Below are 16,580 nucleotides of genomic sequence, written 5' to 3'. Positions count from 1 at the left end.
CCGTGCAGATCTCCGCGCGCGGCGACTACGCGGTACGGGCGGCGCTGAGCCTCGCCACCGCGTACCCATCGTTGCTGTCCACCCAGGCCATCGCCGCGGAGCAGGACATGCCCCGCAAGTTCCTGGAGGCGATCCTGGCGGATCTACGCCGGGCCGGCCTCGTCCGCGCGCAGCGCGGCGCCGAGGGCGGTTACACGCTGGCCCGCCCGCCGCGCGAGGTGACTGTCGGCGCGGTGCTGCGCGCCGTCGAGGGCCCGCTGGCCGGGGTACGCGGGCTGCGCCCGGAGGAGACGCGGTACGAGGGCTCGGCGGAGAACCTGCCCGGCCTCTGGGTGGCGGTCCGCGCCGCGGTGCGGCGGGTGGTCGACGAGGTGAGCCTCGCCGAGATCGTCAGCGGTCGACTGCCCGCGCACGTGCGCAGGCTGACCGCGCTGCCGGACGCGTGGCAGCCCCGCTGACCAGGCTCACAGCGCCGAACAGCGTCTACCGAGGTGTGTTCAATAAGGATTGAAGGTCGCGCCCGGCACCGTCCAGGCCGGACGGCGAGAGGGTTTCGGAAGTCGCCCGTTCGGGAATGTTCGATCTCGACACGGCAGGGAACGATGACGAGGGGAGACCTCCCGATGGGCCTCATGTTTCGGAAGCGCAAGAAGTACGGACCGATCATCCTGAACTTCACCGAGAACGGCTTCTCCTCGTGGAGCATCAAGATCGGGCGCTGGTCCTGGAACTCCAAGGCGCGGGCGCACCGAGTCGACCTGCCCGGCCCGCTGTCCTGGAAGCAGGACAAGGCCCGGTCGTAGCCTCCCGGGAGCCGAGCGGGGTGCCGGTGCACGCACCGGCACCCCGCTCGGCGTCTCCGCCCCCACCCCACCCCACCCCGGCCCGACTCCGGCGATCTTGCACTTTGGGTTGCCGTTTCACGAGGAACATCCCTTATGCCGCGACAGGAACTGCAAGATCGCGTGGCTTGGGGGACCGGGTTAGGGGGTTGGGGTGATCAGCTCGTCGCCGGCCAGGCGGCCGGCGTCGCGGTCGCGGCGCACCTCTCCCGCGTCCAGCAGATCGGTCAGCGCCTGGTTGGCGTGGGCGGCCCGGTAGACGGTCGCGGTCACCGTGTGCCGGCGCAGCTCGGTGACCGGGCGCGACCCGCCCCGGCGTAGCTCGGCCAGCAGCTCACGGGCCAGCGGTTCGAGATCGGGCGTGCCGGACACGTCGACCGACGCGCCGCTCGGATCGCGGTAGCCGACGTCGAACGCGGCGCCGACCGTCCAGAGCGCGTCCCGGACCACCTCCAGGCTCCGGTCGGATCGGCTGGCGTGGGCGAGCAGCCCGATCGACGCATCCGCCGGCAACACCGGCGTCACCTCGGCGACGAGCGGGAACCCGGCGGCGACGAGCGCGGCCCGGGCGCTGCGGTCAGTGCGCAGCAGAAGCTCCCCGGCGCGCCCGTTGGCGGCGGCGGTGAGCAGGGCCGGGGGCACCGCTCCGGGCAGGTCCACGAAGGAGAACAGCGGCGCGCCGGCCGCCCCCGCCGCCTTGATCGCGACCGGGAGCCGCCCCGGGTCACCGGGCAGCAGGTGCACGGTGACCTCGGCGGGCAGCTCCGCCTCGACCGGGCCGAGCCGGGTCGGCAGCTCGGGCGCGCCGTCGGCCAGCACCACCAGCGTCAGCTGCCGGCCGCGCAGGTGGTCGGCGTGGCCGCCGACCAACCGCAACACCGCCTCGGCGACCTCCGCGTCGACGCCGGCGAGCGCGACGGTGGCCCGCCGCGAGCGGCGCAGGGCCGTGGGCAGCCAGGTGGCCAACTGGCGGACCAGCAGCTCGCGCAGGTAGTCGGTAGACATCGGTCCGTTCTACCGTACGGCGGGTCAGACCGGGACGGAGATCCCCACCCCACCGTGGGTCTGCCCGCCGTAGCGCCGCCGCTCGGCGTCCAGGTCGAGCCGACCGATCCGTTTGCGGGCGGCCAATGCGGTGTCGTCGAGCAGGTCGGCCGGGACCAGCCAGACCACCTCGAACTCCAGACCGTCCGGGTCTCTGCCGTAGAGGCTCTTGGTGGTGCCGTGGTCGGAGGTGCCGGCCAGCGCCCCGGCGGCGGCGAGCCGCTCGGCGGTGGCGGCCAGCTCGTCGAGGGTGTCCACCTCCCAGGCGAGGTGGTAGAGGCCGACGGTGGCACGACCGGCGGTGGACCGCCCGGCGGCGGCGCCGATCTCGAACAGGCCCAGGTCGTGATCGTTCGTGGAGTCGGGCGCCTGGAGGAAGGCGGCGCCCCGGAAGCCGTCCGGAGTCATCGGCACCGGACGGAAGCCCAGCACGTCGGTGTAGAACGCGACGCTGCGGGCGAGGTCACTGACGTAGAGGACCGCGTGGTTGAGCCGGTGGATACCCATGCTCCCGAGACTAGCGTGAATTTGTTGAGCCTTCAACTACAAGAGGTATGATGACTGTCATGACCCGCTGGCTGGACCCTGACGAGCAACGCACCTGGCGCGCCTACCTCACCGCCTCCCGGGTGCTGATGGACACGTTGGACCGGGAGCTGCAACGCGAGGCGGGCATGCCGCACGCCTACTACGAGATCCTGGTCCAGCTCTCCGAGGCCCCCGGCCGCCAACTGCGGATGAGCGAGCTGGCCCAGGCCGCCGGCTCGTCGCGCAGCCGGCTCTCGCACGCCGTGGCCCGGCTGGAGGCCGCCGGCTGGGTCCGTCGCGAGGACTGCCCCACCGACCGGCGCGGGCAGATCGCCGTCCTCACCGACGAGGGTTTCGCCACCCTCGCCGCCGCCGCGCCCGGCCACGTCGAAGGTGTACGCCGACACCTGTTCGACGCGTTGAGCCCCGCCCAGGTCGACCAACTACGCCGGATCAGCGAGACCCTGGCCGAGCACCTGACCGGATCCTGACCAATCGACACCGGCCCGGGTCTTGTACTTACCGTCGTCAGACGAGCACGATGGGGCGTGTCCTCCGGCTTCGGTGAACTGACTGATCAGGCGCACCACCTCGTGTCAGCCGGCGATCTCGCCGGCGCGCAGCGACTGCTGTCCGACGCGCTCACCGACGCCGACCCCCGCCCCGCCAACGCCACAGCCGAGCTGGCCGAGGCGGCCAGCCTCCAGGCGCGGGTGTTGATCGCGCTCGGCGAGCCGCACTCGGCCCGTGGCTGGGCCGCATTCGCGTACGCGGCCACCACCCGACTGCACGGCCGCGCCGACCCGCGTACGGTCGCCGCCGCGGCGACCCTGGCCGCGGTGCTGCACCGGGTCGGCAGCCACTCCCGGGCCGCACGGCTCTACCAGGAAGTCATCATCGAGCTGACCGCGCAGGACGGCCCGGAGTCGCTGCGGGTGCTCGCCGCGCACGCCGACCTGGCCACCGTGGAGTACGCGCGCGGCCAGTGCACGGTGGCCCGCGACCGCCTCCAGGACGCCTGGGAGCTGCACCGCGAGGTGTACGGCGACGGCCACCCCAGCGGCATCAAGATGCTGGCGCGGCTCGGCGCGATGCAGCGGGACTGCGGGCAGTTCGCCGAGGCCCACGACAACCTGGCGCTCGCCCGCGAGCTGTGCCGGCAACACCTGCCCGCCGACGACCCCCTCGCCGCGCAGGTGGCGTCCCTGGCCCGGGCGGCGGCCAATCCCGACCACGTCTGCGCCGACAACCCGCCCACGGCCCGCGACACGCCGGTGGTGCCGGCGGCCCGCACGCCGCCGCACGAGGGGCCGTCGGCCGAGTCGGGCTACCAGCCGTCGACGCCCCAGCACGCGGCGGCCGCCGGTGGCGCGGTGCCGAATCCGCGGACACCCGCCGACGAGCCGGTCGGGTCGACGGGGGTCGGTTGGCCGCCCGCGCCGGAGGAGGACGCGGCGCATTTCGAGCCGCCGGTTCCCCCGTCGGTGGTCGGCCTGGCCGGCGGCGACGCGGAGCAGTCCGGGGTGTACCGCCTGCGCCGACCCGACGTGCCCACCGATCCGTACGCGCCGCCGGACCCGTACACCCCGTCGCGGCTGCTGCCGGTGCCGGTGCACCGGGCCCCGCCGGAGCAGCGCAACCGGCTGGTGCCGGTGCTGGTGGCCGGCGTGGCCGTGGTGCTGCTCGGCGCGGCGGCGGTGATCGCCGGGGTGGCCCGGGTCGGCGGCGACGACGAGCCCACCCCGCCACCGGCCAGCGTCTCCCCCACCACCAGCCCCGCGCCGACCGCGAACGGGGCGGCGCCCCCGTCCGCCGATGCCCTGGTGTCGCCCGGCACCCCGCCCAGCGACGTGACCCTGCGTGACAACCGGGACAGCGTCGCGCTGAAGTGGACCTACCCGGCCGGCGGCGAGGGCCCGGTGGTCATCGCGGGTGGACGCACCGGCCAGCCGCACAACATCTTCGCGACGCTGCCGGCCGGCACGACGAGCTTCGTCGTCTACGCGCTCAACCGCACCAACGACTTCTGCTTCACCGTCGCCGTCGCCTGGTCCACCGACACCGTGGCCCGCTCCCCGCAGGTCTGCACCCGCCGCCGCTGACCCGACCGCCGCGCCGCGCACCGCCCGGTCGCCGTCACCGGGCGTCCCCTCCGGGGTGACAGTCCTCGTCGGCCGGTAACGCCGGCAGCGACAGGCGCACCCGCAGCCCCTGCTGGTCGGCGGCGTCGGTCAGGCTGATGGTGCCGCCCGCGCGCCGGACCAGCTCCCGGACGATGGCCAGGCCCAGACCGGCCCCGCCCGCGTCGCGGGCGCGCCCGTCGTCCAGCCGGGTGAACCGGTCGAAGACCCGTTCCCGGTCCGCCGCGGGAATCCCCGGGCCGTCGTCGGTCACCGTCACCAGGTGGGCGCCGGGTCCGCCGGCCCCGGCCGCGAGAACCACGCTCGTGTACGCGTGCCGCACCGCGTTGTCGACCAGGTTCGCCAGCACCCGCCGCAGCTCGTCGGGGTTGCCGACCGTCCAGAGCGGGCCCGCCGACGGCGTCACCCGCACCGGCGGCGACGGGTAGCGGCCCGCGACCTCGGCCAGCAGGGCGCCCAGCTCCACCGGACCGGTCCCCCGGACCGGCGGGGTCTCGTCCAGCCGGGCCAGCAGCAGGAGGTCGTCCACCAGCCGGCTCAACCGGTCGGTGTCGGCGAGCAGATTGCTGGTCACCGCCGTCCAGTCCGTGCGGTCCGCCAGTCGCTGGGCGACCTCCAGCTCGGTACGGATGTTGGTCAACGGGCTGCGCAGCTCGTGGGCGGCGTCGGAGACGAAGGCCCGCTGACGGGCGCGGGCGGACTCCAGCCGGTCGAGCATGCCGTTGAGGGTGACCGCCAGGCGGTGGATCTCGTCGGCCGACGCGGGCAGCGGCAGTCGACCGGCGCCGGCCCGCCCGGTGATCTCCTCGGCGCCTCGGCGTAACGCCTCGACCGGCCGCAGGGTGGCGCCGACCACCCGCCACGCCACAGCGGCGAGCACCGCCACCAGCAGCGGAAACGCGATCAACAGGATGGTCCGGACCACGTGCATGCTGTGTCGCACGTCGGCCATCGAACGGGCGACCAGCACGAAGCGCGGGTCGTCCGCCGTGCCGGCCGGCACGGCGACCACCCGGACCGGGCCGACCAGCCCGACCCGCTCCGCCGCCGCCTCCAGTCGCTGCCGGCCGTCGCGGTTCAGCCGCTCGGGCCGGACCATCGGCACCATCCGATCGGCGTCGATCGAGGCGGCCCGGATCCGCCCCTGCGCGTCGATCACCTGCACCCGGACCTGTCCTCCGGCCACCGGCAGCGGATCGGGCAGCGCGTCCTCGGCGGCGAGCAACGCGACGGCGTCGGCGGTCCGGAACGCCTCGGTGTCGACGGTCCGCTCGAGCACGTAGCCGAGCGCGCCGAGCAGCACCATCCCGCCCAGGGCCAGCCCGACGGTGAGGCCGAACACGCCGATCGCCAGCAGTCGCCCGCGCAGCCCGAGCATCGGCGCCCAGCGGCGCCACCCCCGGGCGACGGACGCCCGGCCGGTGGTGGTCACGTCGCCAACCGGTAGCCGGCACCCCGAACGGTTTCCAGTCGGTCCCGGCCGAGCTTGCGTCGCAGGTAGCCGACGTACACCTCGACGGCGTTCGGCGCGGTCTCCAGGCTGGCGTCCCAGACGTGGTCCAGCAACTCGACCTTGGAGATCACCTGGCCGGGGCGGCGCATCAGGTAGTCCAGGAGCGCGAACTCCCGCGCGGTCAACGCCACCTCGGTGTCCGCGCGGGTGACCCGCCGGCGGGCCGGGTCCAGCCGCAGGTCTCCGACGGTCAGCACGGTCGGCCGCTCCGGCGCGCCCCGACGCAGCAACGCCCGCAGCCTGGCCAGCAGCACCACGTACGAGAAGGGCTTGGTCAGGTAGTCGTCGGCGCCGCAGTCGAGGCCGTCGGCCTGGTCGTACTCGCCGTCCTTGGCGGAGAGCATCAGCACCGGCAACCAGTGCTGCTCGGCGCGCAACCGCCGAACCAGCTCGTAGCCGGAGAGGCCCGGCAACATCACGTCGAGGATCATCGCGTCGTACCCGCCGTGTCGGGCCGCCTCCAGCCCGGTCGGGCCGGTCCCGGCCACGTCCACGGCGAATCCCTCCGCCTGGAGGCCACGCTGGAGCGCGGTCGCCAACCGGGCCTCGTCCTCCACCACCAGCACACGCACAGCTCAAGGGTGCCACCCGGGTCAATCGATCCTTCGGCGTCCTCAGCGCGTTCACAGCAGGGTGGGGGCAGGATGGGCTCAGGAGGTGCCACCATGTCCGTCCTGAGAAGCCGTCCCGTCCTTCGGTGGCTGGTCCCGGCCACCGCGGCCGTCGCCGTCATCGGCGGTGGCGCAGCAGTCGGCACGTTCGCCGCCGAGGCCGAGCCGAGCCTGCCGCCCCGTACCGCCGCCCAGTTGCTCGTCGATCTCCAGACCTCCCGGCTGGAGGGGTTGTCCGGGACCGTCGTGCAGCGCGCCGACCTCGGTCTGCCAGAACTCGTCGGGCTGGTGCCCGGCAACGAACTGACCACCCTGCTGAGCGGCACGCACACGCTGCGGGTCTGGTATTCCGGCCCGGACAAGCAGCGGGTCGCGTTGCTGGACACCCTCGGCGAGCAGGACCTGATCCGCGACGGCCGGGACGTGTGGACCTGGCAGAGCCACACCAACACCGCCCGCCACCTCACGCTGGGCGACCCCGGGGCCGTGAAGCCCGCCGCCGAGCGCGTGCCGAACCTGCCGGCCACCCCGCAGCAGGCCGCCGACCTGGCGTTGGGCGCGATCGACCCGAGCACCGAGGTCAGCGTCGGCCGTTCGGCGACGGTCGCCGGTCAGGACGCGTACGAGTTGGTGCTCCAGCCGCGCGACACCGATTCGCTGGTGCACCAACTACGGATCGCCATCGACGCCAGGCAGCACGTGCCGCTGCGCTTCGAGGTGCTCGCCAAGGGCAGCGACAAGCCGGCCTTCGAGGTGGCCTTCACGCAGGTCGACTACCGTCGCCCCGACGCCGACCAGTTCCGGTTCAACCCGCCGCCGGGGGTGACCGTCACCGAGGAGAAGGCCGAGCGGCCGGCGCCGGAGCGCCCTGGCCACGGCGTACCCGGCGGTGAGCCGCCGGTCCGCGCGGTGGGCGAGGGTTGGACCACGGTCCTGGTCGCCCGGGTCGACGCCCGCCCCGGCGGCAGGCCGGCCAGCGCGAAGCCGACCGGCGCCGCACCCGACGTCGACGTGGCGAAGCTGCTCGGCGGGCTGCCCGCGGTCAGCGGTGACTGGGGTAGCGGTCGGTTGTTCAGCAGCAAGCTGGTCACCGTGCTGCTCACCGACGACGGTCGGGTGCTGGCCGGTGCGGTCACTCCGGAGCGGCTCTACCAGGTCGCCCGCGGCTGATCCGCACGGTCTCCGCGTCGGGGCGGACACGCTGGTGAGCGGTATACCTCATGGGTATGAATATGCCTGTGAGGTATACCGCTCTTCAGTACATCCAGCCACCGGGCACGCGGAGGACCACGCGCGGGGTGCGCGACGCACCCCTGGTCAGTGGGCGACCGCGCCGAGGGCGGTGAGGTAGGCGTCGGCCAGCACGGCGTGGCCGGGCAGGTACGGGTGAACCCGGTCGTCGGCCCAGCGTCGCGCCGGGCTCACCGCCAACACCCTGTCGAACGCCGCCTGGTTGGCGACGTGCACCGCGTCGAACTCGGCGGCCAGACCCGCCATCACCGCCGCGTACCGGTCGGTGTCTGCGCGCTGGGGGACGGCGCGGTCGGGCTCGATGAAGAACGGGTCGCCGAGGATCAACCGGCAGCCGGTGGCGGTGACCGCCCGGCGGAGCAGGTCCCGCAGGGTGCGCTCGTATTCCTCGATGCCGACCGCCTCGTGCGGCCGGTCACCGTAGTGTCGCCAGATGTCGTTGATGCCGATCAGCACCGCGAGCCAGTCGGGGCGCTCGGCGATGGCGTCGTCCTCCCAGCGGGCGGCCAGGTCCCGCACGGTGTCCCCGCTCACACCCCGGTTGACCCAGGTCAGCTCCAGCTCGGGGTGCCGGGCGTCGACGAAGGCACGGACCAGGCTCATGTAGCCGTCGCCGTAGGGCGCGGCGGCGTCGCGCCGCCCGCAGTCGGTGATGCTGTCGCCGATGAACACCACTCGCTGGCCGGCTCGCAGGATCATGTCGCCGCCACCTCGCGATCACCGGCGCGCCGGACCGACCGGCTTGGTGCGGACCGGCGGAACGCGCTATCTTCAACAGTTCGAGGGCACAAAAAAGAACGGCTGAAAGCCGTTCCTGCAAAGGATTCTAATCTTTAGGGAGACGGCTTGTCAAGGCACTCCGGCGGTTCCGGCGAATTGCCGCTCGACGACGAGATCGGTCGCGAGCAGGAGTACGTCTCGATGCTCTACGACCGACTGGACGGGCTGCGTGAGCAGGCCGCGAGCCGGCTCACCGCGGAGTTGCGCAACACCGGCGGCACCCTCCAGGACCGCTCACAGCGCGACAGCTCGGTGGCGATGTACGCCGACCAGGTCGAGCAGTTCTCCGCCGTGGAGAACGGGCTCTGCTTCGGCCGTCTCGACGGTGACGACGACTCCCGCCGCTACATCGGCCGGATCGGCATCTTCGACACCAGCGGCGACTACGACCCCCTGCTGATGGACTGGCGGGCCCCCGCCGCCCGCCCGTTCTACCTCGCCACCGCCGCCAACCCCCAGGGCGTACGCCGTCGTCGGCACCTGCGTACCCGGCAGCGCAAGGTGACCGGGCTCAACGACGAGGTGCTCGACATCGACACCGCCTCCCCCGGCGCCCACGAGGAGCTGACCGGCGAGGCGTCGCTGTTCGCCGCTCTGAACGCGGGCCGGACCGGCCGGATGCGCGACATCGTCGAGACCATCCAGGCCGAGCAGGACGAGATCATCCGGGCGGAACTGCCGGGCGTCATGGTGGTGCAGGGCGGCCCCGGAACCGGCAAGACCGCTGTCGCGCTGCACCGGGCGGCGTACCTGCTCTACACGCACCGCCGCGAACTCTCCAGCCGGGGCGTGCTGCTGGTCGGCCCGAACGCGACCTTCCTGCGCTACATCTCCCAGGTGTTGCCGACGCTGGCCGAGACCGGCGTGCTGCTGCGTACCCAGGCTGATCTTTTTCCCGGTGTGAACGCCCGCCGGACCGAACCGGCCGAAACCGCGGCGCTGAAGGGCCGGGCGGCGTTGGCCGAGGTGGTGGCGCTGGCCGTGCGGGACCGGCAGTGGGTGCCCGACGAGCCGTTGGAGATCGAGGTCGAGCGGGAGACGCTGACCCTCGACCCGGAGACCGTACGGGCCGCCCGGGACCGGGTGCGTCGAATCGACCGGCCGCACAACCTGGCCCGCGCGCTGTTCGACGTGGAGATCGTGCACGCGCTCGCCGAGCAGGTGGCCGAACGCATCGGCGCCGACCCGCTGGGCGGGGACAACCTCCTCGACGAGGCCGACCGGGCCGAGATCCGGCGGGAGCTGCGTGAGGAGCCGGAGATCCAGGCCGCGCTCGACCGGCTGTGGCCGGTGCTGACCCCGCAGCGGCTGCTCGCCGACCTGTACGCCGACCCGGACCGGATCGCCGCCGCCGCGCCGATGCTCAGCGCCGACGAGCGGGCGCTGCTGCACCGGGAGCCGGGGGGTTGGACGCCGGCCGACGTCCCGTTGCTGGACGAGGCCGCCGAGCTGCTCGGCGAGGACGAGCGCGCCGCCGCCGCCCGGCGGGACCGCATCCGGATGATGGAACGGGAGTACGCCGAGGGCGTGCTGGAGATCGCCCGGGGCTCCCGCTCGATCGACGTCGAGGACGAGGCCGAGGGCGGCGAGATCCTCGGCGTGACCGACCTGATCGACGCCGACCGGCTGCTGGAACGGCAGGAGGAGGCGGACCGGCTGACCACCGCGCAGCGGGCCGCCGCGGACCGGACCTGGGCGTTCGGGCACGTCATCGTGGACGAGGCGCAGGAGTTGTCGCCGATGGCCTGGCGGCTGTTGATGCGCCGCTGCCCGAGCCGGTCGATGACGATCGTCGGGGACGTCGCCCAGACCGGCGCGCTCAGCGGCACACCGTCCTGGGCGGACGCCCTCGCCCCGTACGTCGCGCAGCGGTGGCGGCTGACCGAGTTGACGGTCAGCTACCGCACCCCATCCGAGATCATGGCGGTCGCCGCCGACGTGCTGGCCGCTATCGACCCGGCGCTGCGTCCGCCGCGCTCGGTGCGCGAGAGCGGCGTACCCCCGTGGGACCGGACGGTGCCCGACGAGCGGTTGGCGGCGGAGTTGGTCGCCGAGGTCACCCGGGAGGCGGCCGGGCTGACCGACGGCCGGCTCGGTGTCCTGGTGCCGGCGGGCCGGGTGGGCGAGCTGGGCGCGGCGGTGACCGCCGCGGTGCCCGAGGCCGCGGTGGGTGAGCACCCGGAGTTGGAGAGTCGGGTGGTGGTGCTGACCGTCGCCCAGGCCAAGGGGTTGGAGTTCGACTCGGTGCTGGTGGTCGACCCGGACCGGATGGTCGCCGAGTCCCCGCGCGGGCGCAGCGACCTGTACGTGGCGCTCACGCGTGCCACCCAACGCCTGGGCGTCCTGCGCCCGCGCTGACCGACGGACGCGCCGCCCCCGCCGACACCCTTGTCGAACGGGGGCGGCGCGGGGTGGTCAGTCGGAGGACCGGTCCCGGATGGACTTGGCCGGGCCGGTGGCGGACGTGGACTGGTCGCTGGTGCCACCGCCCATCGGGGTGCTCAGGCCGCCGGTGGTGGCGTCACCGGTGGTGGTCGGGGCGACGATGCCCCGGTGCCGCTCCGGCTGCCGGGCCACCCGGCGTACGCTCGCCGGCCCGGCGGTGCCGCCGGTGGTGGTCACCGCGCCCTGCCCGCCGACCGGACCGCCGTCGTGCAGCACCCGCGGATCGATCCGTTCGTCCGCCGGATCGAGCGGGTCGTCGCGCTGGATCTGGCTCTCCACATCGGTGCGGGGCACCGTCACCTCGTCGAGGGCGCCCTTGCCGTACACGCCGCCGGCGATCCGGTCCTCGGCCTCGCGGGCGGCGTCCTGCCGCATGTCGTCCTCACGCACGTCCATCACCTCGCAGAAGCTGTGGAACCGACTGCGTGCCCGGCCACCGGCCGACCAAACCCGGCCCGGCCCTGAGGTCGTCCACGGCGGTTCACCGGCGCGCCGCCCACCGGCCGCCTGCCCGCCGCCCGCGCTGCCCATGCTGGCCGGCGACCGGTGGGAGATGCCCGCCGGCAGGAGGGGATAGCGTGCGCACAGTACGCCGTACCGCCGTCGCGGCCCTGGTGGCCGCGACGGTGACGACCGGGCTCGCGGTGCCCGCCCAGGCGAAGCCGCGACCGGACCGGACATTCGACGTGCAGGCCCACCGGGGCGGCCTCGGGCTGCGGGTGGAGAACACCCTCGCCTCCTTCGGCAACGCCCTGCAACTCGGGGTGAGCACCCTCGAACTGGACGTGCAGATCACCGAGGACGGCCAGGCCGTCGTCACCCACGACCGGAAGGTCAGCGGCGCCAAGTGCGTCGACACCGCCCCGGTGACGCCGGGTGACCCGGAGTTCCCGTACGTCGGGAAGTACGTCAACACGCTCAGCCTGGCCCAGGTGCGCTCGCTCGACTGCGGTTCGAAGACGCTGCCGGACAAGCCCGGCCAGCTCGCCGTCCCGGGCGCCCGGATGCCGCTGCTGCGTGAGGTCTTCGCGCTGGTGAACCGCTACCGGGCGAAGGACGTGACGCTCAACGTCGAGACCAAGGTGGAGGCCGGCGCGCCGGCCGAGACCGCGCCCCGCGAGCAGTTCGTCCAGGTCACCGCGGCCGAGGTCCGCGCCGCCGGGCTGCTCAGGCAGGTCACCATCCAGAGCTTCGACTGGGGCGCGCTGATGCGCATGCGCCAGGTCGAGCCGAAGCTGCCGCTGGTCGCCCTGACCAACTACGACTTCCTGCAGACCGGTCAGCCGGGCGCCTCGCCGTGGCTGGGCGGGCTGGACATCGACGACTTCGGCGGCGACCCGATCGAGGCGATCCGCAGCTTCGGCGCGAGCGCCTTCTCGCCGGTGCACGGCATGCCGCAGAACGGCACCGTCACCGACCCGGGCTACCAGCCGTACGTGACGAAGGAGATGGTCACGCGGGCGCACCGCTACGGGATCACTGTGATCCCGTGGACCGTCGACGACGTGCCGACCATGACCAAGCTGATCGACGACGGCGTGGACGGCATCATCACCGACTACCCGGACCGGCTGCGGGGGGTGCTGGCGCAGCGCGGCTACCGGCTGCCGAAGGCGTACGCGGCCCCGTTCGACATCCAGGCGCACCGGGGCGGTCGGGCCACCCGGCCGGAGAACACCCTGCCCGCGTTCGCGAACGCGCTGTCCAACCGGGCCATCTCCACGCTGGAGCTGGACACCGGGGTCACCGCCGACGGCACGCTCGTGGTGCTGCACGACCGCACCGTCAACGGGTCGCACTGCGTCGACACCAGGCCGGTGCGCCGTAACGACCCGATGTTCCCGTACGTGGGCAAGCCGGTGCACGAGCTGACCCTGGCGCAGCTCAAGACCGTTGACTGCGGCACGAAGACGCTGCCCGAGCTGCCCGCCCAGGTGCCCGCGCCGGGCGCCCGGATCCCCACCCTGGACGAGGTCTTCGCCCTGGTGAGGGCGAGCGGGCGGACCGACATCGGGATGAACATCGAGACGAAGATCAGCCCGGTGGTGAACGACACCGAGCCGTACCGCAGCTTCACCCGCAAGCTCGTCGACGCGATCCAGCGGGCCGGCTTCACCAGCCGGGCCACCATCCAGTCGTTCGACTGGCGCACCATCACGTACGCCCGCCAGCTCGACCGGCGGATCGGCACCGTCGCCCTGGTCTGGCAGTACGGCCCGGCCGAGTGCGCGAGCCTCGCCGACGAGTGCTCGCTCCAGGCGGTGTACGGCGACCCGTCGGTGAAGAGCCCGTGGACCGGCGGGCTGGACTGGTGGAAGTACCAGGACCTGGGCAGGCTGACCCGGGCCGCGGGCGCGGGCACCGTGTCGGCCAACTGGCAGGTGCACGACCCGAAGCAGGGCACCGTCGCCTCGACCGACTGGTACCTGCGGGAGAACCCGGCATACTTCCACGGACCGGACGTCCGGACCCTGCAGACGCGGGACAGCCTGAAGGTGATCCCGTACACCGTCGATGACGCGGCGGTCATGCAGCGGGTGATCGACCTCGGCGTCGACGGCCTCATCACCGACGACCCGGACCTGCTGGTGCGGGTGGCCATCCGCAACGGCCTGCGCTGACCCCGACCAGCCCGATCGCCGGCCGGATTTTTCCGGCCGGCGATCGGTGTTACCTGCTCGGCGGCGTCGGGTAGTCGATGGTCGTCCCCGCCATGACAGCCAACCGTGCCGTGGCCGACACGCGGTAGCGGGGCGAGGGAAAAGCAGGAACGACTCATCGCATCCTGAGGAGGACCAGATGAGCACGCAGGCTGCTTCCACCCGGCCGATGAACCGGCCCATGAACGACCCGCAGAACCCCGCCGCGATGCGGGACATGCCGACCCAGCAGATGCCGTCGATGCGGGACGGGCACCGCGACCCGATGCCGTCGCCGGGTACGGAGACCAAGCAGGCGTTCCTGACGACGGAATTCTGGGTCTACGCCGCCGCTGTCGCGCTGCTGGTGATCTCCGCGTTCTGGCGGGGCGGCACCACCAACGGGTTGAACATCGACAACCCGAGCCAGGCGTGGCTGTTCCTGACCATTCTGACCGGTGGCTACCTGGTCAGCCGTGGTCTGTCGAAGGCCGGCTCCGCGCGCCGGTCCGGCAAGGAGCGCAGCAAGCACTGACCCCGTGGTACGGGAACACAGTGGCCTCCGGGAGCATCTCCCGGAGGCCACTGTCGTCGGTGGCTGTTACTCGTCGCCGCCGAAGTCGCCGAAGTCGCCCTCGAAGGCGTCCTCGATCATCTCGCCGGCGATCATGCCGCCGGCGACGCCGAGCGCCGCGCCGGCCACCATGCCGCCCATTCCGCCGCGGCCGTGCCCGTGACCCGGGCCGTACCCGTGGCCGTGGCCGTACTGCGCGCGCAGGTTGCCGTAGTGGGAGGTCGTCTCCCGCAGCCAGCCGTCCACGACCTGCGTCCAGTCCACCCGGTCGGCGTCGGCGTGCGACACCTGGTAGCGGCCGAACACGTCGTGCCCGGAGCTGAGGAACCCGCCGCGCTTGTCGCACTCCAGGATGACCTCGACGCCGCGCTGGCTGGTCACGAAGGTCAGCTCGACCTCGCGGATGCTGCTCGAATACTGCGGGGAGGCGAAGAACTCGATCTCCTGGTAGAACGGCAGCGTCTGCTGCACACCCCGGATGTGCCCACGCTCCAGGTCGGCGTGCTTGAACCCGAAACCGAGGCGCTGGAACGCCTCCAGGATCCGCTCGTGCACCGGCAGCGGGTGCACCGCCACCTGGTCCAGGTCGCTCTTGTCGACAGCTCGGGCGACGGCCAGCTCGGTGCGCAGGCCCATCGTCATGCCGTGCAGGCGCTGCCCGTACACGTCGGTGATCGGGGTCTCCCACGGCACCGGGAGCTGGAACGGGATCGACAGCTGCTGCTTCGGGGCCAGCTCGAACGCGCCGCTCACCGCCATCCGGTGAAACTCCATGGTGCCCGCGTACTCGGTGTCGTGCCCCTCGACCTCGACCCGCGTCACGAGACCGATCACCACCTGCTCGATGGCCGCCGGGGCGTCACCGCCGACCAGGTTGACCTGCCCGTCGAGGGTGAGGCCGGGCCGGGTGTTGGGGTTGGTCAGCACAGTGTCCACACTGGGACCGCCCACACCGAACGCGCTCAACATCTTCTTGAAGACCATCGGAACTCCTGTGCGACGCCGACCGCTCCAGGCTGGAGTCGGACGTTGACTCGAACGGCACCCTATCCAGACCCCCTGTGAGGTGGCTGTGAAGCGCGCCGTGTCCGCGCCCCCTTCCCGCGCTTGGTCGACTCGGGTTCACGGAAATCGTGGTCTCCCGGTCGTGGTGACACCCCGACTTTCAGAAACCCGAGTCGATCAGCGTTGAACCGCCGTAATCACCAGCTCGGCGGCCCGATCCGGATCGTTCCCTGCCCGACTGAGCAGCGCATCCGCGAACCAGTGGCCGGTGACGCCCGAGCCGCCGGTGACGTCGAGGTGCAGACCGAGGTCGCACCGCTCGCCGAAAATGGTGAGCCGCAGGTCGGGGCGACGGCGGTGGATGGCGTCGAAGAGCCGCCACGCAGACTCGTCGCGCTGGGAACGACGCACCGGATCGCACTCGAGCAGGGCCTCGGCGACGCGGTCGGCGTCGGAATCGAAGCCCTCCAACAGTGGCAGCAGTGACGGGTCACCGAGGTAGGCGGCGGCCTCGAAGGTGAAGTTGTGGACCTCGTCCTGGGCGAGAAGTTCGCGTACCAGGGGAAGCGCCCGAGCGTCCCGCCGCCGGGCCAGCCCTCGGGCGCCCTCCGCGCGGACCTCCGGGTCGACATCGCGGGTACGGTCCCACAGCGCCTGCCGAACGGCGTTCCCGTCGGCGGTGCTCACCCAGCCGAGCCCGAACGTGGCCCACTCCCGCACCCTCGCGTCGGGGTCGCTGCACAGGTCGATCAGCACCGCCTCGCCGGCTTCGGCCGGAGGATCGTCGAGGACCGCCGGCACCGCGACGGCGACCTGGAACCGTACGTCGCTGTCGGGGCTGCGCGCGAGCGTGACCAGGGTCGGCAGGGTGCGAGGGTCGCAGGTGGCGCCCAACGCGCGGGCGATCGAGCAGTGCACCTCGTGATCGGTCTCGGTGGCGGCCAGCGAGATCAGGGCCGCCGCGGCATCCGCGCGCAGGTCGTCCCCGTGCACGTCGCTCGCGAAGCCGAGCAGGTCGCACGCCGCCGCGCGCACGACGCGGTCCGGATCGGCAAGGTGCCCGACCGCCAGGCGGACCGCCGACGCCCCCCCGTCGGCCGCCTGCCGGAGCAGCTCCGAGCCGTCGTCAGAGTCGCCATTCTCGACGGTACGACGCAACCGTTGCACTGCCCGGTCGAACACGTCCGCCAACCCGCGCGCTCCCACC

General features: G+C 72.9%; 16 protein-coding genes. 8 read left to right on the top strand and 8 right to left on the bottom strand.

Translation table 11 applies throughout. The features are described from left to right. The first annotated feature begins 2 nt into the window (after positions 1-2). On the top strand, positions 3-458 hold the full coding sequence (locus O7634_RS18290) for an Rrf2 family transcriptional regulator (RefSeq protein WP_278151322.1): 456 nt from the start codon (positions 3-5) through the stop codon (positions 456-458). A 165-nt stretch (positions 459-623) separates the two neighbouring features. After that, positions 624-803, top strand: coding sequence for a DUF4236 domain-containing protein (locus O7634_RS18285; protein ID WP_088990736.1), 180 nt, complete (start codon positions 624-626; stop codon positions 801-803). Between the two features lie 180 nt (positions 804-983). Here O7634_RS18285 and O7634_RS18280 read toward each other — a convergent pair whose 3' ends face one another. Both O7634_RS18280 and O7634_RS18275 read right to left on the bottom strand, forming a co-directional pair. Next, positions 984-1,847, bottom strand: a complete 864-nt coding sequence (locus O7634_RS18280) for a hypothetical protein (protein WP_278151321.1) — start codon at positions 1,845-1,847, stop codon at positions 984-986. Positions 1,848-1,871: 24 nt separating this feature from the next. Then, on the bottom strand, positions 1,872-2,393 hold the full coding sequence (locus O7634_RS18275) for a VOC family protein (protein ID WP_278151320.1): 522 nt from the start codon (positions 2,391-2,393) through the stop codon (positions 1,872-1,874). Between the two features lie 50 nt (positions 2,394-2,443). Between O7634_RS18275 and O7634_RS18270 the strand changes: the two genes are divergently transcribed. Together O7634_RS18270 and O7634_RS18265 are read left to right on the top strand one after the other, a co-directional pair. After that, on the top strand, positions 2,444-2,905 hold the full coding sequence (locus O7634_RS18270; protein ID WP_278151319.1) for a MarR family transcriptional regulator: 462 nt from the start codon (positions 2,444-2,446) through the stop codon (positions 2,903-2,905). Positions 2,906-2,962: 57 nt separating this feature from the next. Further along, positions 2,963-4,516, top strand: coding sequence for a tetratricopeptide repeat protein (locus O7634_RS18265; RefSeq protein WP_278151317.1), 1,554 nt, complete (start codon positions 2,963-2,965; stop codon positions 4,514-4,516). A gap of 34 nt (positions 4,517-4,550) precedes the next feature. Here the strand turns inward: O7634_RS18265 and O7634_RS18260 are convergent, their stop codons facing one another. Further along, positions 4,551-5,909: a HAMP domain-containing sensor histidine kinase gene (locus tag O7634_RS18260; protein ID WP_278154009.1), complete on the bottom strand. Its 1,359-nt coding sequence runs from the start codon at positions 5,907-5,909 to the stop codon at positions 4,551-4,553. A 74-nt stretch (positions 5,910-5,983) separates the two neighbouring features. Then, positions 5,984-6,640: a response regulator transcription factor gene (locus O7634_RS18255; RefSeq protein ID WP_278151316.1), complete on the bottom strand. Its 657-nt coding sequence runs from the start codon at positions 6,638-6,640 to the stop codon at positions 5,984-5,986. A 93-nt stretch (positions 6,641-6,733) separates the two neighbouring features. On the opposite strand from O7634_RS18255, the gene O7634_RS18250 reads away from it, so the two are divergent. After that, on the top strand, positions 6,734-7,849 hold the full coding sequence (locus O7634_RS18250; protein WP_278151315.1) for a sigma-E factor regulatory protein RseB domain-containing protein: 1,116 nt from the start codon (positions 6,734-6,736) through the stop codon (positions 7,847-7,849). Between the two features lie 147 nt (positions 7,850-7,996). Here O7634_RS18250 and O7634_RS18245 read toward each other — a convergent pair whose 3' ends face one another. Beyond that, on the bottom strand, positions 7,997-8,629 hold the full coding sequence (locus O7634_RS18245) for an SGNH/GDSL hydrolase family protein (protein ID WP_278151314.1): 633 nt from the start codon (positions 8,627-8,629) through the stop codon (positions 7,997-7,999). A gap of 222 nt (positions 8,630-8,851) precedes the next feature. Between O7634_RS18245 and O7634_RS18240 the strand changes: the two genes are divergently transcribed. Then, the gene (locus O7634_RS18240) at positions 8,852-11,068 is read left to right on the top strand and encodes an ATP-binding domain-containing protein (protein ID WP_278154008.1); all 2,217 of its coding nucleotides are present in this window, start codon (positions 8,852-8,854) and stop codon (positions 11,066-11,068) included. Between the two features lie 57 nt (positions 11,069-11,125). Here the strand turns inward: O7634_RS18240 and O7634_RS18235 are convergent, their stop codons facing one another. After that, positions 11,126-11,545, bottom strand: coding sequence for a hypothetical protein (locus O7634_RS18235; RefSeq protein ID WP_278151313.1), 420 nt, complete (start codon positions 11,543-11,545; stop codon positions 11,126-11,128). Between the two features lie 188 nt (positions 11,546-11,733). Here O7634_RS18235 and O7634_RS18230 point away from each other — a divergent pair, with 188 nt between their 5' ends. Then, complete coding sequence (locus tag O7634_RS18230; RefSeq protein ID WP_278151312.1) at positions 11,734-13,776, top strand: glycerophosphodiester phosphodiesterase family protein; 2,043 nt, start codon at positions 11,734-11,736, stop codon at positions 13,774-13,776. Positions 13,777-13,954: 178 nt separating this feature from the next. Next, entirely contained in the window at positions 13,955-14,329 is a 375-nt protein-coding gene (locus O7634_RS18225) for a hypothetical protein (protein ID WP_278151311.1), read from the top strand. A 66-nt stretch (positions 14,330-14,395) separates the two neighbouring features. On the opposite strand, the gene O7634_RS18220 is transcribed toward O7634_RS18225, so the two are convergent. Both O7634_RS18220 and O7634_RS18215 read right to left on the bottom strand, forming a co-directional pair. After that, complete coding sequence (locus tag O7634_RS18220; protein WP_278151310.1) at positions 14,396-15,352, bottom strand: sporulation protein; 957 nt, start codon at positions 15,350-15,352, stop codon at positions 14,396-14,398. 198 nt (positions 15,353-15,550) lie between these two features. Then, on the bottom strand, positions 15,551-16,579 hold the full coding sequence (locus O7634_RS18215; RefSeq protein ID WP_278151309.1) for a HEAT repeat domain-containing protein: 1,029 nt from the start codon (positions 16,577-16,579) through the stop codon (positions 15,551-15,553). Position 16,580 lies beyond the last annotated feature (1 nt).

This window comes from Micromonospora sp. WMMD1120 (assembly GCF_029626235.1).
In the GTDB taxonomy this organism is placed as follows: domain Bacteria; phylum Actinomycetota; class Actinomycetes; order Mycobacteriales; family Micromonosporaceae; genus Micromonospora.
This window is presented reverse-complemented; position numbering and strand designations above follow the sequence as displayed.